This is a genomic window from Oceanimonas sp. CAM02 (genome assembly GCF_032842915.1).
GTDB lineage: Bacteria > Pseudomonadota > Gammaproteobacteria > Enterobacterales > Aeromonadaceae > Oceanimonas > Oceanimonas smirnovii.
On record NZ_JAWJBK010000004.1, the window covers coordinates 155,009 to 181,626 of the forward strand.

Genomic DNA, 26,618 nt, shown 5'->3' on the forward strand with positions numbered 1-26,618 from the left:
TTACGCTACCTTTACAGTTGTAAAGGTAGCGATTTTTATTAAGCAGGATTTACTGCGTATTCATGCCAGACCTTTCTGACGTCAATTAGCTCTACGCTTGTTTTAACTTTAAACACGCCAGCACTGTCAGTTCTTTCTACTACATCCAGAAAATCGAGCACACAATGGTATTGTGGTCGGTTCCAGAAGTCATGAATGAAAATAAGTGATTTATCCTGACTCTTGTTTTTTACGATATGTTCAATTGCCGTCATAACACAAGCTACTCTGAAGCGGCCATCTATCAGGATAAGGTCGAAAGATTGAGCATGCTCCAATATGGATTGGCTGTAAAGAGGGAACTTATCGTTTTGTTCTGTAAGTGGATATCCCCAGTCGCCAGTAGGTCCGATATCAACAACTTTTACCTGGCATTGTTGGCCGACTTTATCATGTAGTGCATTAACCCAGTTTGGATCGCTCTCCACACCCTCTACTCTTAATCCTTGCTCTGCCGCCCATACAGTAGAGCCGCCTGAGCCAAACTCAAAATAATGAGTTGCTCTTTTTAAATATGTTTTAAATAATTTTCGTTCATTTTCAGTCATGGCCGGGGAGTTGGGTATAGAAAGCCCTGCCACATTTTTATTTTCTCTGTGGTCACTATCTTCTTTCTTGGTTAATACTTTACTTTCTAAGTAAAGTTCAGCCTGATTTTTATTTAGTTTGTTCAGGAGTTGAAATGCGACGCCTTTTAAATCATAAAGTGCATCCAGAAGAAATGATAGTTTTTCTATTTGGTTGTCAGTGTAAGAACTCAGCTTTTTATTGTTAGGTATAAAAATTGCCTTTGCAGAGGCCAGCTCACTTTCTTCTGGCCTGTACTCAGCGTTTTTAAGAAGATTATGGTATCTTAGCTCATTGACTTTTAAAAGCCTAAAACCAAGGGTGGCTAGTTTTAAAATAAGTTTACCAAAATCAATCTGTGTTGAACTCTCAGGTGAAAAGTTTACTCCTATCTCAATCAGTAATGCATTAGCCAGCTTCTTCTTTCCGTGCTCAAGAATGGTCAGGTTATGATGCTGTCCATCAAGGATTAACCAATCGATATGATCCAGGCCTTCAATATCATCGATGCGGTTGCTGGTAACTGTGGTGGTGCTTACCAGTGCAGGCGGTTCTTGCTCCGGAATGATGGCATTCGGATCTGGTGTGTTTATCGGCAAGGTGGTAGAGCGCTCAGCTTCTACTGCCAGGGCCAGTTTCATCTCACTGCCGTCTCCCAGCACGGTAAGGGGGAAGTGCTGGAAATAGCCAGTATGCAGCAGCTGTTGCGCATTGCGTATTGCACCACCCGGATCCAGGCAAATGTAGTTTACACCACCTTTTCTTAAAAAATCTCTGAAATAAGGCCGACCGGCGAGTGTGGTGCCATGTTCAAGGGCAATAATCTGGCCGGTAAAGTTAAAGCTAAAACCAGCGTCTTTTGCCTGAATTGTTTCTTGCTCAGGTGCGGTTGGCAACTGAAGGGTTGCAGGTTGGTTCTCGTCTTCAAACTGGCAATTACCCTCCGCATCCAGTGTAAGTGCAGCGGGCGCTTTGCCTTCACAATGTCGCTGCCAGATGGCGCGCATGGCGTTGGAGAAATGGCGGGCAAAGCTCTTGGCATCACATAAAGGGGATTCCAGCAGAGCATTGCGCAGGTGTTTGCGAATATTGGCCAGGTTTTCCGGGTCATTAGCCAGGTTTACAACCAGATCGCAGTATTCTTCCCAGCTATTGGCTACCAGCTGACCAAGCCCTACATGGGTTAAGTGGGTAGCAGAGTGGCGACCGGCGAAGGTGGGACCCGGGTATGTAACAACAGGCACACCCATAAACATGGCTTCACAGGTAGTCAGCCCGCCGGAGTAAGGCCAGGGATCCAGCGCAATATCTACCTTGTTGTAGGCCTTTAGTAACTCCTGATGGTTGGATGGTCCTTCTATAATAAGACGCTCGGTGCTAATACCAAAGCCAGACATAGTGGCTGTGATATTATCGACCAGGGTCGGGCTATTAAACTGGTAGCTTTTTAAAAACAAGCGGGAGTTGGGTAAGCGATGCATAATGTTCGCCCACTGCTCCAGCACCACGGCATTGATTTTTTGCGGATTATTAAAGCACCCTAGAGTTACGTAGCCATTGTGCAGCACAGGAGGAGAAAAGACATCGTGACTGTATGCGGGAGCTTCGTAGCACACATAACCATGGGGCATGCGGATGAGTTTTTCAGTATACCACTCATCTACACTTTCTGGAGTCTCTACTGAATCGGACAGTAGATAATCCATGGTGCTGAGGCCGGTTGTGTTGATCAGTCCGCCAACCCATTTTATTAAAATTGGTGCTGGTTTCATGACCATGGTAGGTAATCTGCTACCTCCCATATGACCACTTAAATCAAATAGAATGTCGATCTTGTCGCTGGCTATTTTTTCAGCCAGTTGTGTATTGCCCAGATGATCAATGGTATCCCACTGGGTAACACACTTTTTTATCCGACGGGTAATGGTATCCTCTTTAAGATTGGTGCTATAGGCGAACAGTTCAAGCTCTTGATTTGTAAGGTGCTCTAAAATTCGAGTGATCATTTGCCCTACTGGATGGGTGCGAAAACCATCCGACACCATACCAATCCGCAGTTTCCTATTGTATTTTCTGTCGCGTTCGCCCAACTCAACAGCTTTTAGCGCTCGGGCATACTTTTGCTCCCAGCGTGTTACCAGGTTGAATATTTTTTGTGGTGTTGAATACGGAATATAGTGTTGAAGTAAAATTAGATTGTTATAAGCTGAGTCATCTTTTTTTTCTGACATTTCTGCTGCTTTTAGATAATACGCCTCTGCCTGCTCAAACAGTCCTAGGCTTTGATGCAGCATTCCCAGGTTACTCCATATATAAGCACTAGCTTGACCAAGTGTAATCACCTTTTGCAGCGTTTCTATGGCCTCATTATAACGGAATAATTCATTCAGTATCAGGCTTTTATGATTAAGCACTTGTACGTCTGTGGGGGCCAGTTTTTCGGCTTGCTCAATGTAGCCGAGGGCATTTTTGTTTTGCTTGCGCCGATAATAGAGGTTGGCGAGCTGAACCAAGGCTTGAATATCTTCAGGGAACTGATGATGAATATCCTTAAGTTGTGTTTGTAAATGCTCTAAATCGTTAATTTCCTGATACAGTCTGGCCAGTATCCACGCTACTTCCTGTGAACCTGGATATTGTTGCAGTATGGTTTCAGCCATGTTGATAGCTGCTTGCTGTTGTCCCTCTGTTAGCAGGGCCCTGAGCTGGGTGAGTTGTTGGTCTAATGTGTGCATTTTGATAGCCATATGAACGTTTCCAATACCATGGTGGCATGGTAGAGGCTTATTGTCTGGTTGCAAACCAAAAAGCTCAAGGTTCTGGTCAGTGAGTCGATACGTAAGAGACGCGTAAGACAGGTGTCATGAGTAAGGGTGGCAGTAGCGAGGAGCCGTAGACGCTTTGGCGCAAGAAGAAAAATCGAAAAAATTCTAAAGGTTTTCAGAGGCTGCCGATAACCTAAGCAACAACACTACACCGGGTGACCGGACTCAATAGACCAGGAGTTTATTATGGCGATAACAGTCAACACCAACGTAACCGGCATGGTTGCCCAGCGTAACCTCACCAAGTCCAGTAACCATCTGGCCACCTCCATGGAGCGTCTGGCCACCGGCAGCCGCATCAACTCCGCCAAGGACGATGCCGCCGGCCTGCAGATCTCTAACCGGCTGAACTCTCAGGCTCGAGGTCTGGGTGTGGCGATGAAAAACGCCCAGGATGGTAACTCTATTATTCAGACCGCCGAAGGCGCCTTGGGTGAAACCACCGAGATTCTGCAACGTATGCGCGATCTGGTGGTTCAGGGAGCCAATGATACCAACTCAGATGCAGACCGAGAGGCTATTCAAGAAGAGCTCAAAGAGTTGGTGGCTGAAATTGATAATATCGCTTGTACTACCAAGTTTGGTGGACAAAAAGTCTTAAATGGTGACTTTTCCAGCAAAACACTGCAGATCGGTGCAGATATGGGAGAAACCCTTGAAATTAAAATATCAAAAGCGGATGCATCTTCACTGAGTGTAAGTGCTGGTGACCTAACTAATATCATAGGAACTGCTGCTACAGGCTCTTATGCTGACTTCTGTGCTGCCATTTCAAAACTGGATTCAGCGATTAAGACCGTCGATGGAGAGCGTGCCAAAATGGGTGCTACCCAGAATCGTCTGGAAAGCACCATCAATAACCTGGCGAATACCCGTGAAAACGTTACTGCCGGTATGTCGCGTATCAAGGACGTGGACTTTGCTCAGGAAACCGTGAACCTGACCAAGCAGCAAATTCTGCAGCAGGCCGGTACTTCCATTTTGGCCCAGGCCAAGCAAATTCCGCAGGCGGCGCTGTCGCTGCTGGGCTAACATAGTCACTAAGTTCCGGAGGGCCAGGCCCTCCGGTTTTTCGTTATTTAGCTTAGGGTGTTGCTGCAGTATCACGTTAAGCTAAGTGGCGCTGCTATCAGGCCAGATTTGAGGAAAAAATAATGGATACCACTCCGCTCACTCAAAAGACAGCATACAGTACAGACACCTCTATCCGGCCGGTGGCTTCCCAGTCTTCAGCAGGCAATGTAAGCACGCAAACCGCCGGAGCGGTGCAGGCGCTGGAGAAATCTGCCGCCGGTCAGAGCCGGGCACAGAGCGAGCAGAAGGAAACTCAGCTTAGCGCCGAACAGTTGACGGAAATGGCTGAGCAGATGGATGAGTTTGTGGGCACCTTTAACCGGGGCCTCAAGTTCAGGGTGGATGAAGACTCCGGCCGCAATGTGGTGTCGGTGGTGGATACCAGCAACGGTGAAGTGGTGCGGCAGATCCCCACAGAAGAGTTGCTGCAGGTTATCAGCCGGCTGGCAGAAGCCAGTGGTGGTCTGATAGACGTAAAAGCATAGGAGGTTAGTATGGCGGGTATTCAGCTGCCGGGCGTAGGTTCTGGTTTTCCCATTCAAAGCTTTGTTGATGCCACAGTGCAGGCCGAGCGTGCGCCCAAAGAGAACGCGCTTAACCGCAAGCAAGAGAGTCTGGACGTTAGAATTTCTTCTTATGCATCCCTTAAAAAAGAGCTGGATGCGTTTCAGAAGTCACTGAAAGATCTCACCTCCAAAGAAGCGTTTCAAAAGCGCTCTGTCACTCTTTCCAATGAAGGTTTTTTTACCGCCAAAGCCGATAAAAACGCGGTTGCCGGTAGCTATACCCTCAAGGTTGAGCAATTGGCTCAGGCCCATAAAGTGGGTTCCGGCTATGTAAGTGGTGATATTAAAGACAACCTGGGCGCGGGCAGCATCACTCTTGGTATGGGAGCTGAGTCTTTTACTGTCGATGTGACGGCGGATAAAAGCTCATTGGCTGATATTGCAAAGGCTATCAACCAGTCTGATGACAACACCGGCGTAAGCGCGACAGTGGTCACTGACGATAACGGCCCCCGTCTTGTACTGTTTGGTGACAAAACCGGTCAGGAAAATCAAATCAGCGTGAGTGCCAGCGGTGATGCCGGCCTTACCGATATTTTTTCTTCCGCCAATATGAAGCCGGTGCAAGCCGCGCAAGATGCCATCGTCAATATCGACGGCGCAACGGTTACTCGCAGTTCCAACGAAATTAAGGACGCCATTGCAGGCGTTACCCTCAATCTGGACAAGCTTAATAATACCGACGACCCCACCACCAAACTTACCATTGGGTACGATAAAGAGTCGGTCACCGAGAACCTCAAAAAGTTTGTTGAGTCTTACAACAAAATTATCAGTACCACCAAAAAACTGACCAGTTTCGATCCGGAGAGCAAGGCCGCGGGTCCGCTTAACGGCGACACCCTAGTGCGCAATATTACCTCTGAGTTGCGAAATGCATTGGGGGCAGAAGTAGAGGGAGCCAGCAGCTCGCTGAAGTCTTTGTCGGATTTGGGGATCACTACCAAGCGGGACGGTACGCTGGAAATTGATAACGATGTACTGGATGAGCATATCGCCAACAATTTCGACGGCATCGGCCGTTTGTTCGACGGCGACAGCGGCCTGGCCAGCAAGCTGGATGAGATGCTGGAAGGGTTTACCGGTCGTGAAGGCATACTCACCACCAAGGACGAATCGCTGAACAGTCAGCTCAGTAAACTGAACAAGCAACGGGCCGACTTTGAAGACCGTATGCTGAAGTTTGAAGACCGGGTATTTCGCCAATACAATGCCATGGATCAGATGATCGCCGACATGAATAATCAGATGAACAGCATGATGTCGATGCTTGGCACTGGTGGCATGTTGTAACCTGGGGAGCCTTTATGTCTCAGCCACTATTACAGCGGCTTGCAGAGCTGGATGACGAATTACAGGCCGGCTTGCAGGTGAAAGCCGATGAATTCGACGATGTGGCGTTTACCCGCAAGTTAAGCGAGCGTGCAGCGCTGCTGCAGCAGATCCAGACCGAGGGCAACGTCACTGAACAGCAGGTTCAGGAGATTATTCAGCGCTCCAGAGTGCTGACCAGCTCGGCCGAAGCGGTTAAACACAAGCTGGGTGAGCAGCTTAAAGTCATTCAAAAGGGGCGCCGCTCTCAGCAGGCGTACCAAAGCGTAAAATATCAGGAGTAATCAGCATGGCAGGCTCTATGCGTGGCTCAATGAAAGCCTACAAATCCGTGGCCTTGGACAGCCAGAAAACCGTGGCGCCACCTTACCGTATTGTACAAATGCTGCTGGCCGGTGCCCTGGAGCGCCTGGCCAAGGCGCGCACCGCCATTGAGCATAAAGACTACGCCCAGCGTGGTGACCTTATCAGCTCTACCATGATGATCATTGATGAGCTGCGTATGTCACTGAATTATGAAGAGGGCGGTGAAATAGCCACCAACCTTGGCAACCTCTACGACTTTATTATGTCTGAGCTGATTAACGTAAACATGAACAACGACATAGAAAAGCTCGAGTCCATCAGCACGCTGCTGCGTGAAATAAAAGAAGCCTGGGACGCCATTCCGGCGGATCAGCAACAGGTTCCTGCCTGATCATCATTTTTGCCGGGGCTAGCCCCGGCTTGTCTAAGCAAGTCACATCGTCAAAAAAATATCCTTTCCTGTACTAAACTTGATCCAAGTCAACATAACTGGCTTTTTAGCGACTATCTTTGTCGAGTTGTTTTGACGCTTGTGTCAGAATTACGACTTCTTTGGTTTCAAATCTGAGCCGCTTCAATGTTATGCTGGTGTCGAGCCAAGGATAAGCTCAGAAACTAATTCAATAAATCACTGAATGTAAAGGATATTTACCTTATGGGTTTTAATGGCTGTGTCTTGATCATGGATCATAACCAGGAACGGCGGTCAAGACTTGAGGCTATCCTTTCCTTTATGCAGGTTGAATGGCGAAGCGGCAGTCGCGCTAATGATCTGGCATGGTTGCGGGAGCAGTCCCAAACCATGACGGTACTGCTGGGGGAAACGGACTTTCCACTCCAACCTCTTCTCGATGAACATTCTCATCATGTGTTTATCAGCCTGCGCTCAACCCAGTGCAGGGCCAATAACCTGCTGGGCACCTTGAGTGATCTGACCTACGACGAGCTGACCCGATTGCTGCATCAGGCTGCCCAGTGGCGGCCCGTAATGGTGAGTGATGAGCAGAATGAGCAGCTCAATCATTTGCTGGTGGGTAACAGCGCCGGCATGCAACAGGTTAAAAGCCTTATTCGCCAGGTGGCCGACAAGCAGGCCAATGTGCTGCTGCTGGGTGAGTCGGGCACCGGTAAGGAAGTGATTGCTCAGGCCATTCATTTATTATCGCAACAGTCTCGTGGTCCTTTTGTGCCCATTAACTGTGGTGCCATTCCGGCTGAACTGCTGGAAAGCGAGTTGTTCGGCCATGAAAAAGGGGCTTTTACTGGTGCCGTGGCGGCCCGCAAGGGACGGTTTGAACTGGCAGACGGCGGCACTCTGTTTCTGGATGAAATCGGCGATATGCCCCTGCCCATGCAGGTGAAGTTGTTGCGAGTGCTGCAGGAGCGCACTTTTGAGCGGGTAGGGGGCACCCGGCCGATTAAAGCTAATGTGCGTATTATTGCCGCCACCCATCGTGATCTGGAACAGATGATTGCCGAGCAGCGCTTTCGGGAAGATCTCTATTACCGGCTGAATGTATTTCCCATTACCGCTCCGCCCCTGCGCCAGCGCAAAGACGACTTGCCCCTGCTGCTGAATGAGCTGATTGAACGCCATAAAGATACCCATCAGGTTACGCTTTCTTTCTCTGCGCCGGCGGTGAACACTCTGCAAGGCTATCACTGGCCCGGCAATGTTCGGGAGCTGTCCAACCTGGTGGAGCGGATGATGATACTGTGCCCGGGGCAACGGGTGGAGCCGGCAGATCTGCCGGAAAAGTACCGCGGCGATTATGTGCCCGAAAGCTTTGATGAAATGGATGAGCAGGCAGCCCTGGCCTCTATTTTTTCAAGTAATGGTGATGATTTTGAAGACGATGGCGCTTTCTTTGATTTCAGTCCCGAAGAGGAAGCGCCGGCGGCGGTAAACGGGGATTTGCATATTCCCGATTTAACTTCCGAGTGTTACAACCTGAAGGATGTACTGGCCAGCATAGAAATCGAAGTGATTGGAAAAGCGCTGGATGCCAACGACGGCATTGTGGCCAGAGCCGCCGAGCACCTGGGCATGCGCCGCACCACCCTGGTAGAGAAAATGAAAAAATACGGCATAGCACGGGATTGATCCACCTGCGGGGAGCTTCTAGCTTCCCGCTTCCAGCTCGCCCTTCGGGCGGTCTGGCACGTATTTTGAATATTACCTGCCATGATGCCTGCAAATTCTTCTTATTCCGCGCCCGATGCGCCCTGGCTGGATGTGCTGGGGCCGGAGCAGCTGGAGCAAATTCTGCACACTTTACCCGGTGGTTTGCTGTGGGTGAACGGTCAGGGCGTGGTCAGTTGCGCCAATGCTGTTGCCCGCCAGCTGCTGGGCGAGCCTTTGCTTAACACGCCCTGGCTGGAGGTGATTACCCGTGACTTTGCGCCCCGGCCCGATGACGGCCTGCAGGTGTCGTTAAAGAGCGGTCGCCGGGTGCAGCTGGCCATTTCTCACCTGGAAGGGCAGCCTGGTCAGCTGGTGCAACTGACCGATCTTACTCCTACCCGCGCCTGGGCGGAGCAGCAGGGCCATGCCGAGCGGCTGGCGGCGCTGGGGCGTATGGCGGCAACCCTTGCCCATCAAATACGCACGCCGTTGTCGGCGGCGACCTTATACGGTGCCAACCTGGCCAATCCGGCGCTGAATGCATCCCAGCGGGAGCGGTTTCAGGGCCGGCTGATGGAAAGGCTGACGGATATCGAGCGTCAAATAAGCGACATTCTGCTGTTTGCCCGGCCTGATCAGGCCGCGCTGGCCGAGCCGCTGTGTGTGTCTGCCTTGCTTACCAATATTACCCAAACCGCCAATACCCTGTTTGCAGGCAAGGCCAGTCTGGTTTGCAATACCGAGCCCGGATTAAGCGTGCTGGGTAATGCCAACAGCCTTAAAGGCATAATACTCAACCTGCTGGAAAACGCCGTAGAAGCGGGAGCTGGTGTCGTCACAATCCATGCCGCCGGCAACCAGGGGCAACTGTTGATTGAAGTGGCAGATAACGGTGCCGGCATCAGCCCTGAACTGCAGCAGCAGATTTTTACGCCTTTTTTTACCACCCGCAGCCAGGGTACCGGCCTTGGGCTGGCGGCAGTGGCGTCGGTCATGCGTGCTCATAACGGCGGCGTAAGCGTCAGCTCCGAGCCGGGGCAGGGCACTTGTTTCAGCTTGTGGCTGCCTTTGCTGCAGCATAAGGATACAAAATGAACGCCGATATTTTGCTGGTGGAAGACGATGCCGGCCTGCAGCAGGCGCTGCAAGACACCCTGGAGCTGGCCGGACTGGAAAGCCGCTGTGTCACCAGCGCGGAAGATGCCATTGTGTATTTGCAGCAAACCCCGGTGCGCATGGTGATCACGGATGTGCAAATGGCGGGCATGAACGGCCTTGAGCTGCTGGAATGGATTAACGAGCGCCTGCCCGGCCTGCCGGTGCTGGTGATCACGGCGCACGCTCAGGTATCGGGCGCGGTGACCGCCATGCGCGCCGGTGCCGTGGATTATCTGGCCAAACCCTTTACGCCCGAGGTCCTGCTGGAGCGGGTGCGCCGCTATGTGCAGCCCGAGTCAAATCACAATAACGACCTTATTGCTGAAGATGCCGCCAGTCGCCAGTTGCTGCAACTGGCAGCCCGGGTAGCGGCTACTGATGCCAGCGTGATGATCTCCGGCCCCAGCGGCACCGGCAAGGAAGTGCTGGCGCGCTTTATTCATGCCCGCTCCAACCGGGCCAATCAGCCTTTTGTGGCCATCAACTGCGCTGCCATTCCCGACAATATGCTGGAAGCCACTTTGTTCGGGTATGAAAAAGGGGCCTTTACCGGTGCCGTGCAGGCCAGCCCCGGCAAGTTTGAACAGGCCCATGAAGGCACCCTTTTGCTGGATGAAATTACCGAAATGGACGTGAACCTGCAGGCCAAGCTGTTGCGGGTGCTGCAGGAGCAGGAAGTGGAGCGTCTGGGCAGCCGTAAAACCTTAAAACTGAATGTGCGCGTACTGGCCACCAGCAACCGGGATCTGCGTCAGGCGGTAACCGAGGGCCGTTTTCGGGAAGATCTCTATTACCGGCTGAATGTGTTTCCGCTGGTCTGGCCGGCCCTGATGGATCGCCCCGGCGATATTCTGCCGCTGGCGCGTTTTCTGTTAAGCCGGCATGCCGGCATGCAGGGGCGGCATGGCGTCACTCTGTCGGAAGATGCCGAAATACGGCTAAGACACTGGCATTGGCCGGGCAATGTGCGCGAGCTCGACAACGTGATGCAGCGGGCCCTTATTCTGGCCGCCGGCAGCCAGATTGCCGCCACCGATATTTTGCTGGACGATGCCGGCCCCTTCAGTACGGCCCCGGCACCGGTCACAGCAGAGCTGGGCGACAAGCTGGAAAGTCAGGAGCACCGCATTATTCTGCAGGCCCTGCAAAGCAGCGGTGGCAGCCGGCGTGAGGTGGCTGAACAGTTAGGCATCAGCCCCCGGACTTTGCGTTATAAGCTTGCCCGCATGCGCGAGGCAGGTATAGAAGTACCGGTTTAATTCGCACAAAAGATGAACTGGCCCGAGCTTTGCATTAAGATGCGTGGGTTGTATGAAATTCACTGATTGAGGAGCCAAACCATGGATATTAAAGCCGCTGCTTTGCTGGCAGAAATGCAGTCAATGCAGGGAGAAGCCCAAAGCATGGCACCGGTGCAGGGTGCGGCCCCTCGTCAGGATTTTGCCGAGCTGCTGGGTCAGGCCGTGAACAAGGTAAATGCACTGCAGCAAACCACCGGTGATCTGCGCACCCGTTTTGAGCTGGGGGATCCTTCGGTGGGGCTGGAGCAGGTAATGATCTCCGCCCAAAAATCCAGCATTGCTTTTGAGGCTACCGTGCAGGTGCGTAACAAGCTGGTGGAATCGTATAAAACCATCATGAACATGCCGGTGTAAGGAGCTGACGGGTGGCAGACAATCCGCTGGCGGAAACCGACCAACGCGCGCTGACGGCCAGCAGCGATGGCACCGATATGGAAGCCCAGGAACGCAAAAGCACGCCTTTTGCCCTGCTGGGTAATGCCGATGTATTGCGTCAGATTGTTATTGTACTGGCGCTGGCCATTTGTCTGGCCATGGCCATTTTTGTGCTGCTGTGGGGCAAGGAGCCGGAAATGCGGCCCTTGGGGGTGTATAACAATCAGGAGTTGATTGAAACCCTCGATTATCTTGATGCCCAGAAGGTCGAATACAAAATAGACGGTAATAGCGTGCTGGTGCGTGCCGATCAATATGCCGATATTCAGCTGGGGCTGCGTCGTTCAGGTCTTACTCAGGCACCGCCGGAAGGCGACAGCATACTGCTGTCCGATCCCGGTTTTGGCATCAGCCAGCGGCTGGAGCGGGAACGTCTTAATCTTAGCCGGGAGCGTCAGCTGGCCCGGGTCATAGAGCAATATAACAGTGTGGCCGGCGCTCAGGTGCTGCTGGCTATTCCCCGGGAAAACGTCTTTGTGCGCGACAAGCGCAAACCCAGTGCTACCGTGGTGCTTAATCTGCGCCGGGGAGGCAGCCTGCGCCAGGAAGAAGTAGACGCCATTGTGGACACAGTGGCCTCTGCGGTACCCGATCTCACTCCCGGCCGGGTAACGGTGACGGATCAGAACGGCCGTCTGCTGAACTCCGGCTCTCAGGATCCGCTGGCTGCCCGCAACCGGCGGGAATTTGAACTGCAGCAACAGCAGGAAGAAGAATATCGTCAGAAGATTGACGCCATTCTCAGTCCGGTGCTGGGGCTGGGTAATTACACCGCTGAAGTGGATCTGAATCTCGACTTTCGTCGTCGTCAGCAAACGGTCAAAACCTATAATCCCGACATGCCGGCAGTACGCTCCGAAATGGTGATGGAAGACAATACCTCCGGCACCGGCCCCATCGGCATTCCCGGTGCGCTGACCAATCAGCCGCCCATGGAGTCGGATATTCCCGAGCAGGCCGGGCAGGCTACGGAAAAATCCGGTACCGAACGCAGCCGGCGGGAAGCCACCCGCAACTTTGAGCTGGATACCACCATCAGCCATACCGAAAGCGCCGTGGGTGATATTCGCCGGTTAACGGTGTCGGTAGCGGTAGATTACAAAAACGTGACTCAAGCCGATGGCACCACTGAAAGAGTGCCGCTGGAGAGTGCCGAGCTGGCCCGCATCGAGCGTTTGCTGAAGGGGGGGCTGGGCTTTGATGTAAGCCGGGGTGATGCCATTGAAGTGGTCAGCATGTCGTTTAACCGGCCCGACCTTGATGCCGTGGCGGACATTCCTTTTTATGAGCAGACCTGGTTCTGGCGGCTGGCGCGCATTCTCGGTGCCGTGCTGGTACTGGTGGTGCTGCTGCTGGCACTGGTGCGTCCCATGGTGAAACGTCTGCTGAACATAGACGACAAAACGGATGAACTGGATCTGGACGGTCAGAGTGCGCTGTCGGGCAATAATGATCTCGATATGCTGGCACAGCAGGCCGAACTGGAAGACGGTATGTTTGGCATTAAGGACGGCCAGCTGCGGCTGCCGGATCTGAACAAGGATGAAGACTTGCTGTCGGCAGTACGGGCGCTGGTATCCAACGAGCCGGATCTGGCGGCACAGGTAATTAAAGACTGGGTACAAAGCGATGAGTGATGAGCAGGAGCTGGTAATTACCGATGCACAGCGGCAACTGCTGTCGCGCATGACAGGCACCGAGAAGGCGGCATTGCTGATGCTGAGCCTGCGGGAAGATGATGCAGCGCAGATTTTTCGTCACCTCGACCCCAAGCAGGTGCAGCGTCTGGGGATGAAAATGGCGGCCATGGGCGATTTCAGTCCGGACAGGGTAGGGGCCGTACATCGGTTGTTTATCGAAGATATTCAGCGCTTCACCAAAATTGGCGTAGGCAGCCAGGACTTTGTGCGCAATGCTCTGGTGGCCGCTTTGGGTGAAGACAAGGCAGGCCGGCTGGTAAACCAGATTGCTGCCGGTGCCGGCTCCCGGGGGCTCGACTCACTCAAATGGATGGATGCCCGTCAGGTCGCCGGCATCATTCACAACGAGCATCCGCAAATTCAGACAATCGTGCTGTCCTACCTCGATGCCGATCAGGCCGCGGCCATTTTGCAGCAGTTCCCCGAGCCCATGCGTCTGGATCTGATTATGCGTATCGCCGAGCTGGAAGAAGTGCAGCCGGCGGCGTTGCAGGAACTGAACGACATTATGGAAAAACAGTTTGTCGGCAAGAGTAATGCCAAAGCCGCCAAAATGGGCGGCCTGAAAACCGCTGCCGACATCATGAACTACCTCGATACCTCGGTAGAGGGAGCCCTGATGGATTCCATCAGGGATCAGGATGAAGAAATGAGCATGAAGATCCAGGATCTGATGTTTGTGTTTGAAAACCTGATTGACGTAGATGACAGAGGCGTTCAGGTATTGCTGCGGGAAGTAAATGCTGAGCTGCTGCAACGGGCGCTGAAAGGGGCAGATGATCAGCTGAAAGAAAAATTCTTCAATAATATGTCACGCCGGGCGGCCGAAATGCTGCAGGACGATTTGGAAGCCATGGGACCGGTGCGGGTCAGTGATGTGGAAGAAGCCCAGCGCGAAATTCTGGCGGTGGCTCGTCGTCTGGCCGACAGTGGCGAGCTGATGCTGGCCAAGGGCGGCGGAGATGATTATCTGTGAGTGATCAGGGCTACCAGCGAAAAGGGCGGGTTCCTGCCGGATTGGGGGCCTGGCAATGGCCCGATCTGGAGTTGCCCGAGCCTGAGCGCCCGGAGCAGGCGGCACTCAGGCTGCGTAATGAGCCTGAGCCGGTGGCCGATGAGCCGGAACCGGACACAGAAGCCACTCCCGAACCCCTTACCGCAGAAGCCCTTGACGCCATTCGTCAGGCCGCCTTTGAGGAAGGCCATGCCGAGGGCAAGGAACAGGGCCTGGCAGAAGGCCGTGAAGAAGGCCGCCTGCAGGGCATGCAGGAAGGTCATGAAGCCGGACTGCAACAGGGTCTTGAGCAGGGGCTGGCCGACGGTCAGGCACAAATGCAGGTGTTGCTGGAGCGCTGGAATACCCTTACCGAACAACTGCAGGCTCCGTTGGCTACCATTGACCACACCGTTGAGCAAAGTCTGGTGATCATGGCCATGGAGCTTGCCCGCAACCTGTTAAAAGCCGAGGCGACTGCCTCGCCCAAACTGCTGCTGGCTACCATACAGGAAGCCTTGCAGGCGCTGCCCCATCATGAAGGCACCCTTACCTTTTATCTGAACGCCGAAGACATGGCCATGCTGCAGGCACAATACAGTGAGGAAGCCTGTGCCAAGCGCGGCTGGGAGCTGGTGCCCGAGCCCGGGCTGGCGCGAGGTGAGCTGCGGCTGCAAACCGCCATGTCTCAGCTGGATGTCAGCCTGGCCAGCCGCATTGATGAGCTGATGGCTAATTTCATTAAGGCCAACTGGAGCCGTTTTCATGACACAGACGCTGGCTGAGCGGCTGGGTGCCTATCAGTGTGCCGGTCTGGCTCCGGCCATGGCTGCCAGTGGCAAACTCACCCGGGTGGTGGGATTGACACTGGAAGCGGTGGGCTGCACCGCTGCCGTGGGCAGTCAGTGCAAGGTGCAAACCCAGTTTGGTGAAATGGACGCCGAGGTGGTGGGTTTTGCTGATGACAAACTCTATCTTATGCCCAGCGAATCCCTGAAAGGAGTGATTCCCGGTGCCAGAGTCACACCGGCAGGCGACGGTAACGGCGTGCCCGTGGGCATGGCACTGCTGGGCAGGGTGATTAATGGCATCGGTGAACCGCTGGACGGCCTGGGTCCCATCAATACCGGCACCACTGCTGATTTCTTATCCCGGCCCATTAACCCCATGTCCCGTAAACCGATCAAAACTCCCATGGATGTGGGCGTGCGAGCCATTAACTCAGTGCTGACGGTAGGACAAGGCCAGCGTATGGGGCTGTTTGCCGGCTCTGGTGTGGGCAAAAGTGTGTTGCTGGGCATGATGACCCGGGGAGCAAAAGCCGATGTGGTGATTGTGGGCCTGATTGGTGAACGGGGCCGGGAAGTCAAAGAGTTTATTGATGAAATTCTGGGAGAAGAAGGCCGGGCCCGGGCTGTGGTGGTGGCAGCGCCGGCAGATGCCTCACCCTTGATGCGCCTGAAAGGCTGCGAAACCGCGCTTACCCTGGCGGAATATTACCGGGACCAGGGCCTGAACGTCTTGCTACTGATGGACTCCCTTACCCGCTATGCCCAGGCCCAGCGGGAAATTGCCCTGGCAGTAGGAGAGCCGCCGGCCAGCAAGGGCTATCCGCCGTCAGTGTTTGCCAGACTGCCGGCACTGGTGGAGCGGGCCGGCAACGGTGCCGAAGGGCAGGGAGGCATTACCGCCTTTTTTACCGTGCTCACCGAAGGGGACGATCTGCAGGATCCGATTGCCGATGCTGCCCGCGCCATTCTCGATGGTCATATTGTGTTATCACGGCAACTGGCCGACAGCGGCCACTATCCCGCCATCGATATTGAAAAGTCCATCAGCCGGGTAATGACGGCAGTGACCACACCAGAGCATCAGCAGCAGGCGCGGGCAGTCAAGCAGGCTTATGCGCTTTATCAGCAAAATCATGATCTGATTAACCTGGGTGCCTACAAGAGCGGGGCTGATCCACGCTTGGATATGGCCATTACCATACGGCCCCGGCTGGAGCGTTTTTTAACTCAGAGCATGACAGACGTATTTGACTATGAGGCCTGTCTCAAAGAGCTTGAAGTGGTCGCCATGCCGCTGCTGAGGGCAGGCTGATGAGCCGGGCTTTGAATTTGCTGCTGGAGCAGCTGGACGGCGAAGAGCGCAAGGCCGCTGCCGAGCTGAATATTGCCCAGCTGCAACTGCAGCAGATGGAGCAACAGCTGCAAACACTGAGTCAGTATCAGCGTCAGTATGTGCAGACGTTTCAGCAACGGGGGCAGAGCGGGCTGGAAGCACACCAGTTTGGCCACTTTCGCGGCTTTATCGACAAATTGGAAGTGGCCCAGCAGCAACAGCAGCAAGGCCTGCAACAGGCCCGGGAGCAATTAACCCAAAGTCGCGATGCCTGGCTGGCGGTGCGTGCCCGTAAGCAAGCCATTGCCAAACTGATGGAGCGCGAAGCCGGGCGCAAAAAGCAGGAAGCCGCCCGCCAGGAGCAGAAAATGCTCGATAACCTCGCCATCTACCGTTACCACCGCAAACCCATGTAATTCCCCTTTGGCTCATATATTGCATATTACCCGTATCAGCGGGTGCGCCCGGTGGCCACACTTTTAATCAGGTGACTCTGTATGACCACAATTATTCCTGCCTTTGCCAGCACTGTGAGTTCTGCCGGCTCCCTGTTGCAGCCCAAAGCCGATGGTGAAGGGGTTAACTTTGCCGAACTGCTGGAAAGCGCCGAAACCGGTGCAGGCCAGCAAGCACAGGCTGGCAATGAATCTGCAGACAAACAGGAAGTGGCCGGTTCAGAGCAGGGCGAGACGACGCCAAAAGAGGCTGATATCAAGGTGAAAGCCGAACCTGAAGAGGAAGCAGACAAGCCGGCCGGTGCGACGGCAGAGCAGAAGCATGACAAGCCCGAGGAAGAGCTGAGGGCCGATACGCTGCAGAGCGGCAATTTGGTGCCGGCAGCGGCAATACCGGTGGCGGTGCAGCAGCAAGCGTCAGCGTCATTACAGAGCAAGAGCGAGCCGGACGCTCAAGCAAGCAGTACGCGCTCGGAAAATACCAACATACAGAACGTAAAAGGTGAAGCTCCAGCCGCATCGGCAGAAAGCGATAACCAGCCGGCTGCAAAGAGTGAGTCGGCGGTTAAAGATGCACCCGTCAAAGCAGCTGTGGTGAACCAGGCTGACACCAAACCAGCCCGGGATAGCGTACCGGCAGCTGATAACATGCAAATAAAAAATGACGATATAAAATTGAGCGATGCCAAAGAGGCCGCCATTGAAGTGCACAAACTGAACTCTCAAGCCGCTGCCATCCAAACGGATGCCGCCGAACAAGCAAAAGCAGAACCCAAAGCACAAAAACAACTCAAAACACAACCAATAGCGACGGCTGTGCCTCAGGGTTCAGCACCCGCTGGGGAGCCGGCAGAGCCTGAAGCCCAGACGGCTCAGCGGCTGCCAGCGTCTCAGGCTTCAACCGCTCAATCTCAGCCGGCACAGCAACCTGCGTCACAAGTACAGGCCGTTCCGCCACAAGCCGCGCAACAGCAGCCGGCTGCCACACAATCGCTGTCAGTATCAGCAGCCGAGCCGGAGCTAAATGCGCCGCCGCAGCACGAACAGGAGCCGGACAGCGCTAATCAAACCGCGCCCCGGCAGGAAACTACTCAGGCACCGAAGGAGCCGGCGGGCACACCCAACTGGCTGGCACAAATTGAGCATGGCCGGCGCTGGTCGCAGCAGGGCAGCACCGAGAGCAAGGCCGACACCACAGTGGCAGAACAAAACACTGAGAGTCTGAGTTCACCAATCACCGAAAAAGCATCAGCCGATGCCGGAACTGATGGTGAAAGCCGCGATGAAGATGCCAGCCGTGGCGAGAAACTGGCTGACGCGCTGGCAGGGGCGGTGCAGTCAGGCGCTCACCAGGCCGAAAAAAACGAGATCCAGCCACTGCAGCAAACCGCTGCCATTACCGCCACCCGTGAAGCCGCGGCCCCCGAGCGCGCAGCTCAGCCTCAGCTGGAGCGGGCGCTCAATCTGCATCAGGCCGCGCCGGAGCAAAATGCCCGCCAGCTGAGCCAGCAGGTGCAGGTAATGGTGAATCAGGAGCTGCAGGAGGCAGATATTCGTCTTAACCCGTCCGAACTTGGCGGCATCCGCATTCAGCTCAAATTCGAGCAGGGCGAAGTGAGCATGCAGATCCAGGCTCAGCATGCGCAGGCCCGGGATATGCTGGAGCAGGCCATGCCGCGCCTGCGTGATATGCTTCAGCAACAAGGTATTCAGCTGGGACAGGGGCAGGTGGGCAGCTTTGCCGGTCAGCAACAGAATACAGCGCAAAATGGTAACCAGGGGCAGGGTGCAACCGGCCGGGAAAATGGGCATAATTCATCCTCGTTTGAGCAGGGCCCGAACGATGATGAAGCAGGCTTCACTCAATATTCAGCGGGCAGAACATTGCATGAAGGTGGTATCGACTTTTTTGCATAAGGACACTTAATGGCAGAGAACCTCACCATTCCCAAGGTGGCATGGTATAAACGCAAGCTGGTCTGGATTTTGCTTTTGCTCGTGCTGGCGGGAGCAGGCGGAGCGACCGCCTGGTTGCTGATATCGGGTGCAGAAGAAGCGCCGGTAGCAGAGCAGGATAATAATAGTGATCAGGCCATGTATGTCAGCCTGTCACAGCCCTTTACCTTCAGCGTGCCCGGTGGCCGGCGAGATCGGCTGGTGCAGATTGAAGCTCAATTAATGGTGCGTGGAGAAGCCAATGCCGAGCTGGCCCGACAGCATCTGCCACTGCTGGAAAGCACTCTGCTGGATGTATTCAGCCGTCAAACCGCCGACAATTATCTGACGGCCGCCAATAAAAAGGCACTGCGTGAAGAGGCGCTTAATGAGCTGAATTACGCCACTGCCGAAGTACTGGAAAAGCGGTTATTTGAAAAAGTGTTATTTACCAGCATAGTGATGCAATAGGTGAGCTGTGAGCGATCTGTTATCCCAGGATGAAATCGATGCTCTGTTACACGGAGCCGACGATGTCAAAGAAGAAGAAGTGAAAGAAGAAGGAGGCGTCGCCTCCTTTGACTTCTCTTCACAGGATCGCATTGTCCGGGGCCGAATGCCGACCCTGGAAATGGTGAATGAGCGTTTTGCCCGCCATATGCGCATCAGCCTGTTTAATATGATGCGCCGCACCGCTGAGGTCTCCATTAATGGCGTGCAGGTAATTAAATACGGCGAATATGTACATTCCTTGTTTCTGCCCACCAGCCTGAACATGGTGCGCTTTCGCCCGCTCAAGGGCATAGGTCTGGTCACCATGGAAGCCAGATTGGTGTTTATTCTGGTGGATAACTTTTTTGGTGGTGACGGTCGTCATGCCAAAATTGAAGGCCGGGAATTTACTCCCACCGAGCGCCGGGTCATTCAGCTGCTGCTCAAGCTGGTATTTGAAGACTACAAAGAGGCCTGGGCACCGGTGATGGACGTGGAGTTTGAATACCTCGACTCAGAGGTGAACCCCACCATGGCCAACATTGTCAGCCCCACCGAAGTGGTGGTGGTCAGCTCCTTTCATATCGACCTTGACGGCGGCGGCGGTGACTTTCACGTTACCCTGCCTTACGGCATGCTGGAGCCCATTCGTGAGTTGCTGGATGCCGGCGTGCAGAGCGACAAGGGCGAAAATGACCTGCGCTGGGGCAAAGCCCTGCGGGATGAAATTCTCGATGTGGAAGTGGAAATGTCCACCCGTCTGTTGGAGAAGGAAGTCACCCTGCGCAATATCATGGACTGGCAGGCGGGCGATATTATTCCCATTGAAATGCCCGAGCACTTGCTGGTGTCAGTGGAAGAGCTGCCCACCTTCAGAGCGCAGCTGGGCCGGTCGCAGGAAAAAATGGCCATTCGCATTACCGAAAAAATCAAACGGCCCGAAACCGTTAAAACTGAATTGCAAGAAGTCACCCGCCGCGGCGTGCGCATTGATGGCGAAGCCGAGCTGGAAGAACTGGAAAGAACCATTGAGGACGCATAATGAGCGAGCAGAACGATCAAGGTGACCAACTCGATCAAAGCGAGCTGGATGATATCTGGGGCGACGCCATAGCGGAGCAGGAGCAAAGTGAGGTTAAAAAAGCCGAGCTGGATGACTTCAGCAACGATGGCAAAGATCCCATCACTCAGGAAGAACGGCGCAAGCTCGACACCATTCTGGATATTCCGGTCACCATTTCCATGGAAGTGGGCCGCAGCCAGATCAGCATTCGTAACCTGCTGCAGCTTAACCAGGGATCTGTGGTAGAGCTGGACCGGCTGGCCGGTGAGCCGCTGGATGTGATGGTGAACGGCACCCTGATTGCTCACGGCGAAGTAGTGGTGGTGAACGACAAGTTCGGTATTCGCCTTACCGATGTGATCAGCCAGACCGAGCGGATTAAAAAGCTGAAATGAGAATTCTGCTGTTGTTATTGATGGCGGCACCGGCTTATGCCCAGGGCGGCCCTGAAATTGACTGGAGTTCCTGGGCGCTGTCATCGGCGCTGGTCATTGGCCTGCTGCTGGCGCTGGGGCAGTTGCTGCGCCGGCTCAAGCTGCCGGCGCTGGGCGGTAACCGCCAGCTGAAAGTGGTGTCCAGCCTGGCCCTGGGCCACAAGGAAAAACTGGTGGTAGTGCAGGTAGGCAAGGAGCAGGTGCTGCTGGGTATTACGCCGCAGAATATCAGCCACCTGGGCAAGCTGGAGCAGCCACTGGAAGTACCTGAAAAACAGGGCGTAGGGAATACCCCGTAGGAATAGGGAGCAGGGAATAGGGTTGTTGGGAATCGTCGGAGCAAATAAATGAATAAGGAACGCCTGTGAGCCGCATTCGCTATTTTTTGCCATTGTTACTGCTGCTGGCCACGCCGGCACTGGCTCAGCAGGGCATGTCAGCGGTGACGGTCACCACCAATGCCGACGGCAGTCAGGAATACAGCTTAACTCTGCAGGTGCTGGCATTAATGACGGCACTGTCGTTTTTGCCTGCCATCGTTATTATGATGACCTCCTTCACCCGTATTATTGTGGTGCTGTCCATTCTGCGGCAGGCCCTGGGCCTGCAGCAAAGCCCGTCCAATCAGGTGCTGATTGGCATCAGTCTGTTTCTGTCCTTTTTTATTATGTCGCCGGTGCTCGACCGGGTAAACGCCGAGGCGCTGCAGCCCTACCTGGCGGAAGAAATCGGCTCAAAGGAAGCGCTCACCCGCGCCGAGCAGCCCATTCGTGATTTTATGCTGACCCAGACCCGGGTAAAGGATCTCGACACCTTTTTGAATATTGCCAATGTGCAGGTAAACAACGAAGCAGAAGTGCCACTCAGAGTACTGATTCCGGCCTTTGTCACCAGCGAGCTGAAAACCGCCTTTCAAATCGGCTTTATGCTGTTTTTGCCCTTTCTGGTGATTGATCTGGTGGTGGCCAGTATTCTGATGGCCATGGGGATGATGATGCTGTCGCCCATGCTGATATCGCTGCCCTTTAAGCTGATGCTGTTTGTGCTGGTGGACGGCTGGAACCTGATTATGGGCACCCTGGCTACCAGCTTTGGACTGGGAGCAAACTGATGAGCCCGGAAACCTTCGTTGACCTGTTTCGCAGCGCCCTCTGGCTGGTGACCGTGCTGGTGTCGGCGGTGATCTTTCCCAGTCTGGCGATAGGGTTAATGGTTTCCATTTTTCAGGCGGCCACCTCCATTAATGAACAAACCTTAAGCTTTCTGCCCCGCCTGCTGGTCACTCTGGGGGCGCTGGCGGTAGGAGCGCACTGGGGCTTTGGCATGCTGATTGACTACTTTCATGAACTCACAGAGCTGATACCACAGGTCATCGGTTAACTTCAGCCATAAGCTTTAAGCCGTAAGCTGTAAGACAATCCCGATTGTTTGCGGGAACTGAGTTTTGCTCACAAATTGAGTTTATAACTGAAGGCTTACCAACGACTCGGGCTGCTTAAAGCTGACAGCTTACGGCTTATAGCTTTCTTTTCAGGAGTTTGTTTGAACTACACCACTGCCGAGCTGATGCAATGGCTGTCGTCCTACCTCTGGCCGCTGTTTCGCATTGCCGGGTTGATGATGACCATGGTGATGTTTGGTGCCAACCTCACGCCTGTGTATGTGCGCCTGCTGCTGGCGGTGGCCATCACCATTGCCGTGGCCCCTGTGCTGCCGGCCATGCCGGCGGTGGAGCTGTTTTCGGTGGAAGGGTTTCTGGTGAGCATACAGCAGGTACTGATTGGTGCCGTGATTGGTTTGTTATCGCAGTTTTTGCTGCAGACCTTTGTGACCGCCGGTCAGATCATCGCCATGCAAACCAGTCTGGGCTTTGCCTCCATGGTGGATCCACTCAATGGCCAGTCTGCGCCCGTGGTGGGCCAGCTTTATTTGATGCTGGGCACCTTGCTGTTTCTGGCGCTGGACGGTCATCTGGTGATGATAGAAGCCATCGTACTCAGTTTTACTTCTGTGCCGGTATCGGCAAGTGGCTTTAGCGTGGGTGACTGGCAAAACCTGGCGAGCCTGCTTACCCTGCTGTTTCAGGCAGCGGTGGCCATGGCTCTGTCGGCCATTGTGGCCATGCTGCTGATTAACTTCAGCTTTGGGGTCATGACCCGGGCGGCACCCCAGCTGAATATTTTCAGCGTGGGTTTTGCCATCAGCATGGTGTGCGGCTTGTTTATTATGTGGCTGACCCTGGGCGGCTTTATGGATCATTTCGAGAATCAGTGGTTACGCCTGCAACTGGTGATGTGCGACACCCTGAGACTGACCTGCGAAGGAGGCTGATATGGCAGAGTCGGACGGTCAGGAAAGAACAGAACAGCCCACGGAGCAACGGCTTCGGCAAGCCCGTGAAAAAGGCCAGATCCCCCGTTCCAAGGAGCTGGGCACGGCCGCGGTGCTGCTTAGTGCCGCGGCCGCACTGTTCATGCTGGGAGACGCACTGGGTACCGCCATGTCGGCGGTGTTTGCCGCCAGCTTTGAACTGGAGCGGGCCGCCATTTTCGATCCCGAAACCATGATGCCGGCGCTGGCCTCGGCCATTGGCGGCATCATGTGGCCGTTGCTGGGCATGTTTGCGGTAGTGCTGGTGGCCGCCCTGGTGGGTAACAGCCTGCTGGGGGGCTTTAACTTTAGTACCCAGGCCATGATGCCAAAATGGAACCGGCTCAGTCCCATGAGTGGTATCAAACGCATGTTTGGCGTGCAGGCACTGGTGGAGTTGTTAAAATCCATCGCCAAGGTGGTGTTCATTGCCACCATTGCCATCTGGTTGCTGTGGGGGCAATTCGACAATATTCTGCGTTTAAGCAGTGAAACCCTGAACCTGGCCATGAAAGACGCACTGGAGCTTTTGCTGTGGATGGGGCTGGGTTTGTGTCTGGCGCTGCTGCCCATTGTTGCCATTGATGTGCCGTTTCAGGTGTGGAACCACACCCGCCAGCTGAAAATGACCCTGCAGGAAATAAAAGATGAATACAAAAATACCGAGGGCAAGCCCGAGGTAAAAAGCCGTATTCGCCGTCTGCAGCAGGAAATGGCCAACCGCCGCATGATGGCGGAAGTGCCCACCGCCGATGTGGTGGTGGTCAACCCCACCCATTTCTCAGTGGCCCTGCGCTACGACAAGGATAAACCCGGCTCGGCTCCGGTAGTGGTGGCCAAGGGGCTGGATGAAGTGGCCCTTAAAATCCGGGAAATAGCCCGGGAATATAAGGTGCCGGTTATTTCTTCTCCGGCGCTGGCCCGGGCCGTGTACTTTTCCACCAAGCTGGATCGGGAAATTCCCGACGGTCTCTTTGTGGCGGTGGCCCAGATCCTGGCCTATGTGTTCCAGCTGAACGCCTGGCGCAAAGGGCAGGGCAATAAACCAGTGCCGCTGAAAGACGACTTGCCCATTCCCGATGAATACCGGGTGTGATTGACTTAAAGGGATTAGGGATTAGGGATTAGGGATTAGGGATTAGAATCGGCCCCAGTCCCTGTAAATTTATGGCGCACTTCTTGCATTCTCACCGCCACTATCAATAAACCGCAGCGAGTGTCATGGAGTTAAGGGCAAGGCTTTCTCAGGCTAAACAGTGGACCCGTTGGTTACATTCGGGCATGGGTACGCCTTTGCTGGTGCTGGCGGCACTGGCCATGGTGGTGCTGCCCATTCCGGCATTAATGCTGGATGTGCTGTTTTCGTTCAATATTGCTCTGGCACTGGTGGTTTTGCTGGTGGCGGTATATACCCAGCGCCCTCTCGACTTTGCCGCCTTTCCCACCGTTTTGCTGGTAGCCACTCTGCTGCGGCTGGCGCTGAACGTGGCCTCTACCCGGGTAGTACTGCTGGAAGGGCATCAGGGAGGCAACGCTGCCGGTAACGTGATTGAGGCCTTTGGCTCTGTGGTTATTGGCGGCAACTATGCCGTGGGCCTTATCGTCTTTCTGATTTTGATGATCATCAACTTTGTGGTGGTGACCAAGGGTGCCGGCCGTATTTCGGAAGTGAGCGCCCGCTTTACCCTGGATGCCATGCCCGGTAAACAGATGGCCATCGACGCCGACCTTAATGCCGGCATTATCAATCAGGATGAAGCCCGCACCCGGCGGGAAGAGGTCACACAGGAAGCCGACTTCTACGGTTCCATGGACGGTGCTTCCAAATTTGTAAAAGGCGATGCCATTGCCGGCATTATGATCCTGTTCATCAATATTATCGGCGGCTTTATTATCGGCATGGCTCAGCACGAGCTGAGCTTTGGTGAAGCAGGGCGTGTCTACACTCTGCTGACCATAGGTGACGGTCTGGTGGCGCAGATTCCGTCCTTGTTGCTGTCCATTGCCGCCGCCATAATTGTGACGCGGCAAAATACCCGGGAAGACATGGGGCAGGCCATGCTGGGTCAGCTTTTTGACAATCCGCGCTCCCTGTCCATTGCTGCCGGCATTCTTATTGCCATGGGACTGGTGCCGGGCATGCCCCATTTTGCCTTTTTGCTGCTGGGTGGCCTGGCGGCTGGCGGTGCCTGGTGGATGCACAAACGTCGCAAGGAGCAGGCCGAGCAGCAGCAGGAAAGCAATGCTCAGGCACCGGCGATAGCAGCCAACGAAAACCGCGAACTCAGCTGGGACGATGTAAACCAGGTAGACACCATAGGGCTGGAAGTGGGTTACCGGCTGATCAGTCTGGTGGATGTGTCTCAGGGCGGCGAGCTGCTCAGCCGCATCAAGGGCGTGCGCAAAAAGCTGTCTCAGGAGCTGGGCTTTCTTATTCCTGCCGTGCACATACGTGACAATCTGGAGTTAAGCCCCAATGAATATCAGATAACCCTGATGGGGGTCAGCTCCGGGGTGGCCGATATCTACCCAGAGCGGGAGCTGGCCATCAACCCCGGTCAGGTGTTCGGCCCGGTGCAGGGCATAGACACCCGGGATCCCGCCTTTGGGCTGGAAGCCACCTGGATTGGCCGGGATCAGATAGAAAACGCCCAAAGCCTGGGTTACACAGTGGTGGATGCCGCCACCGTGGTGGCCACTCACCTCAGCCAGCTGCTGACCAACAATGCCTCTCAGCTGCTGGGTCATGAAGAAGTACAGAACCTGATTGATCAGGTGGGCCGCACTCAGCCCAAGCTGGTGGAAGGGCTGGTACCCAATACGCTCAGTCTGGCGCTGGTCACCAAGGTGCTGCAGAGCCTGCTGAACGAAGGGGTGTCCATTCGGGACATGCGTACCATTTTGCAGACCCTCACCGAATACGCGCCCAAGAGTCAGGATCCGGAAGTACTGACCGCCGCCTGCCGTATTTCTCTGCGCCGCTTTCTGGTGCAGGAAATTGCCGGCACCGAGCGGGAGCTGCCGGTTATTACGCTGGCACCTGAGCTGGAACAGATCTTGCAGAACTCTTTGCAGGCGGGTGGTGCTCAGGGCAGTGGCATAGAGCCGGGGCTGGCAGAGCGCATGCAGCAGTCGCTGTCGCAGGCTGCTGCCAACCAGGAGCTGGAAGGCCAGCCGGCCATATTACTGACGTCAGGCATGCTGCGTACCACGCTGGCGCGCTTTGTAAAACATACCATTCCCAGTCTGCGGGTGCTGTCTTATCAGGAAGTGCCGGATGATCGCCAAATCCGCATCGTGGCTTCAGTTGGGCAGCAGTAGCG

At 54.5% G+C, this 26,618-nt stretch carries 25 protein-coding genes; 24 read left to right on the top strand and 1 reads right to left on the bottom strand.

Annotated features, from left to right (window positions below):
• Positions 1-38: 38 nt before the first annotated feature.
• Positions 39-3,266 (bottom strand): tetratricopeptide repeat protein, encoded by a 3,228-nt coding sequence (locus tag R0I78_RS01080; RefSeq protein WP_317073997.1) that lies wholly within the window; start codon positions 3,264-3,266, stop codon positions 39-41.
• Positions 3,267-3,617: 351 nt separating this feature from the next.
• Between R0I78_RS01080 and R0I78_RS01085 the strand changes: the two genes are divergently transcribed.
• From R0I78_RS01085 to flhA, 24 genes are all read left to right on the top strand, one after another.
• Positions 3,618-4,463, top strand: a complete 846-nt coding sequence (locus R0I78_RS01085; protein WP_317073998.1) for a flagellin — start codon at positions 3,618-3,620, stop codon at positions 4,461-4,463.
• 122 nt (positions 4,464-4,585) lie between these two features.
• On the top strand, positions 4,586-4,990 hold the full coding sequence (locus tag R0I78_RS01090; RefSeq protein WP_317073999.1) for a flagellar protein FlaG: 405 nt from the start codon (positions 4,586-4,588) through the stop codon (positions 4,988-4,990).
• A gap of 9 nt (positions 4,991-4,999) precedes the next feature.
• Positions 5,000-6,364: a flagellar filament capping protein FliD gene (fliD, locus tag R0I78_RS01095; protein ID WP_317074000.1), complete on the top strand. Its 1,365-nt coding sequence runs from the start codon at positions 5,000-5,002 to the stop codon at positions 6,362-6,364.
• Positions 6,365-6,378: 14 nt separating this feature from the next.
• A complete protein-coding gene (locus tag R0I78_RS01100; RefSeq protein WP_317074001.1) occupies positions 6,379-6,687 on the top strand; it encodes a hypothetical protein in 309 nt (102 codons plus the stop codon).
• Between the two features lie 5 nt (positions 6,688-6,692).
• Positions 6,693-7,100 (top strand): flagellar export chaperone FliS, encoded by a 408-nt coding sequence (gene fliS / locus R0I78_RS01105; protein ID WP_317074002.1) that lies wholly within the window; start codon positions 6,693-6,695, stop codon positions 7,098-7,100.
• Between the two features lie 264 nt (positions 7,101-7,364).
• On the top strand, positions 7,365-8,813 hold the full coding sequence (locus tag R0I78_RS01110; RefSeq protein ID WP_317074003.1) for a sigma-54-dependent Fis family transcriptional regulator: 1,449 nt from the start codon (positions 7,365-7,367) through the stop codon (positions 8,811-8,813).
• 81 nt (positions 8,814-8,894) lie between these two features.
• The gene (locus R0I78_RS01115) at positions 8,895-9,929 is read left to right on the top strand and encodes a sensor histidine kinase (protein ID WP_317074004.1); all 1,035 of its coding nucleotides are present in this window, start codon (positions 8,895-8,897) and stop codon (positions 9,927-9,929) included.
• Positions 9,926-11,251 carry a sigma-54 dependent transcriptional regulator gene (locus tag R0I78_RS01120; protein ID WP_317074005.1) on the top strand — a complete coding sequence of 442 codons (1,326 nt, stop codon included), beginning with the start codon at positions 9,926-9,928 and terminating at the stop codon, positions 11,249-11,251. The genes R0I78_RS01115 and R0I78_RS01120 overlap by 4 nt, the downstream gene beginning before the upstream one ends.
• 81 nt (positions 11,252-11,332) lie before the next feature.
• Positions 11,333-11,647 (top strand): flagellar hook-basal body complex protein FliE, encoded by a 315-nt coding sequence (gene fliE, locus R0I78_RS01125; RefSeq protein WP_019933553.1) that lies wholly within the window; start codon positions 11,333-11,335, stop codon positions 11,645-11,647.
• Between the two features lie 11 nt (positions 11,648-11,658).
• Positions 11,659-13,365 carry a flagellar basal-body MS-ring/collar protein FliF gene (fliF, locus tag R0I78_RS01130; RefSeq protein WP_019933554.1) on the top strand — a complete coding sequence of 569 codons (1,707 nt, stop codon included), beginning with the start codon at positions 11,659-11,661 and terminating at the stop codon, positions 13,363-13,365.
• Positions 13,358-14,404, top strand: coding sequence for a flagellar motor switch protein FliG (gene fliG / locus R0I78_RS01135; RefSeq protein WP_019933555.1), 1,047 nt, complete (start codon positions 13,358-13,360; stop codon positions 14,402-14,404). Before fliF ends, fliG begins: the two co-directional genes overlap by 8 nt.
• Positions 14,401-15,207 (top strand): flagellar assembly protein FliH, encoded by an 807-nt coding sequence (gene fliH / locus R0I78_RS01140; RefSeq protein ID WP_019933556.1) that lies wholly within the window; start codon positions 14,401-14,403, stop codon positions 15,205-15,207. Before fliG ends, fliH begins: the two co-directional genes overlap by 4 nt.
• Before the next feature lie 40 nt (positions 15,208-15,247).
• The gene (fliI, locus tag R0I78_RS01145) at positions 15,248-16,525 is read left to right on the top strand and encodes a flagellar protein export ATPase FliI (protein ID WP_410506561.1); all 1,278 of its coding nucleotides are present in this window, start codon (positions 15,248-15,250) and stop codon (positions 16,523-16,525) included.
• Positions 16,525-16,962, top strand: coding sequence for a flagellar export protein FliJ (gene fliJ, locus R0I78_RS01150; RefSeq protein WP_019933558.1), 438 nt, complete (start codon positions 16,525-16,527; stop codon positions 16,960-16,962). The genes fliI and fliJ overlap by 1 nt, the downstream gene beginning before the upstream one ends.
• Positions 16,963-17,043: 81 nt before the next feature.
• Positions 17,044-18,918 (top strand): flagellar hook-length control protein FliK, encoded by a 1,875-nt coding sequence (locus R0I78_RS01155; RefSeq protein WP_317074007.1) that lies wholly within the window; start codon positions 17,044-17,046, stop codon positions 18,916-18,918.
• 9 nt (positions 18,919-18,927) lie between these two features.
• On the top strand, positions 18,928-19,407 hold the full coding sequence (locus R0I78_RS01160; RefSeq protein ID WP_019933560.1) for a flagellar basal body-associated FliL family protein: 480 nt from the start codon (positions 18,928-18,930) through the stop codon (positions 19,405-19,407).
• Positions 19,408-19,414: 7 nt separating this feature from the next.
• Positions 19,415-20,470 carry a flagellar motor switch protein FliM gene (fliM, locus tag R0I78_RS01165; RefSeq protein WP_019933561.1) on the top strand — a complete coding sequence of 352 codons (1,056 nt, stop codon included), beginning with the start codon at positions 19,415-19,417 and terminating at the stop codon, positions 20,468-20,470.
• Positions 20,470-20,886: a flagellar motor switch protein FliN gene (fliN, locus tag R0I78_RS01170; protein ID WP_317074008.1), complete on the top strand. Its 417-nt coding sequence runs from the start codon at positions 20,470-20,472 to the stop codon at positions 20,884-20,886. Before fliM ends, fliN begins: the two co-directional genes overlap by 1 nt.
• On the top strand, positions 20,883-21,224 hold the full coding sequence (gene fliO, locus R0I78_RS01175; protein ID WP_317074009.1) for a flagellar biosynthetic protein FliO: 342 nt from the start codon (positions 20,883-20,885) through the stop codon (positions 21,222-21,224). The genes fliN and fliO overlap by 4 nt, the downstream gene beginning before the upstream one ends.
• Positions 21,225-21,358: 134 nt before the next feature.
• Positions 21,359-22,036 carry a flagellar type III secretion system pore protein FliP gene (fliP, locus tag R0I78_RS01180; RefSeq protein ID WP_245541363.1) on the top strand — a complete coding sequence of 226 codons (678 nt, stop codon included), beginning with the start codon at positions 21,359-21,361 and terminating at the stop codon, positions 22,034-22,036.
• Entirely contained in the window at positions 22,036-22,305 is a 270-nt protein-coding gene (gene fliQ, locus R0I78_RS01185) for a flagellar biosynthesis protein FliQ (protein ID WP_019933565.1), read from the top strand. Before fliP ends, fliQ begins: the two co-directional genes overlap by 1 nt.
• Positions 22,306-22,467: 162 nt before the next feature.
• Complete coding sequence (fliR, locus tag R0I78_RS01190) at positions 22,468-23,256, top strand: flagellar biosynthetic protein FliR (protein ID WP_019933566.1); 789 nt, start codon at positions 22,468-22,470, stop codon at positions 23,254-23,256.
• A 1-nt stretch (position 23,257) separates the two neighbouring features.
• Entirely contained in the window at positions 23,258-24,391 is a 1,134-nt protein-coding gene (gene flhB / locus R0I78_RS01195) for a flagellar biosynthesis protein FlhB (protein ID WP_317074010.1), read from the top strand.
• A 125-nt stretch (positions 24,392-24,516) separates the two neighbouring features.
• Positions 24,517-26,616, top strand: a complete 2,100-nt coding sequence (gene flhA, locus R0I78_RS01200; protein WP_026344627.1) for a flagellar biosynthesis protein FlhA — start codon at positions 24,517-24,519, stop codon at positions 26,614-26,616.
• Positions 26,617-26,618: the final 2 nt, after the last annotated feature.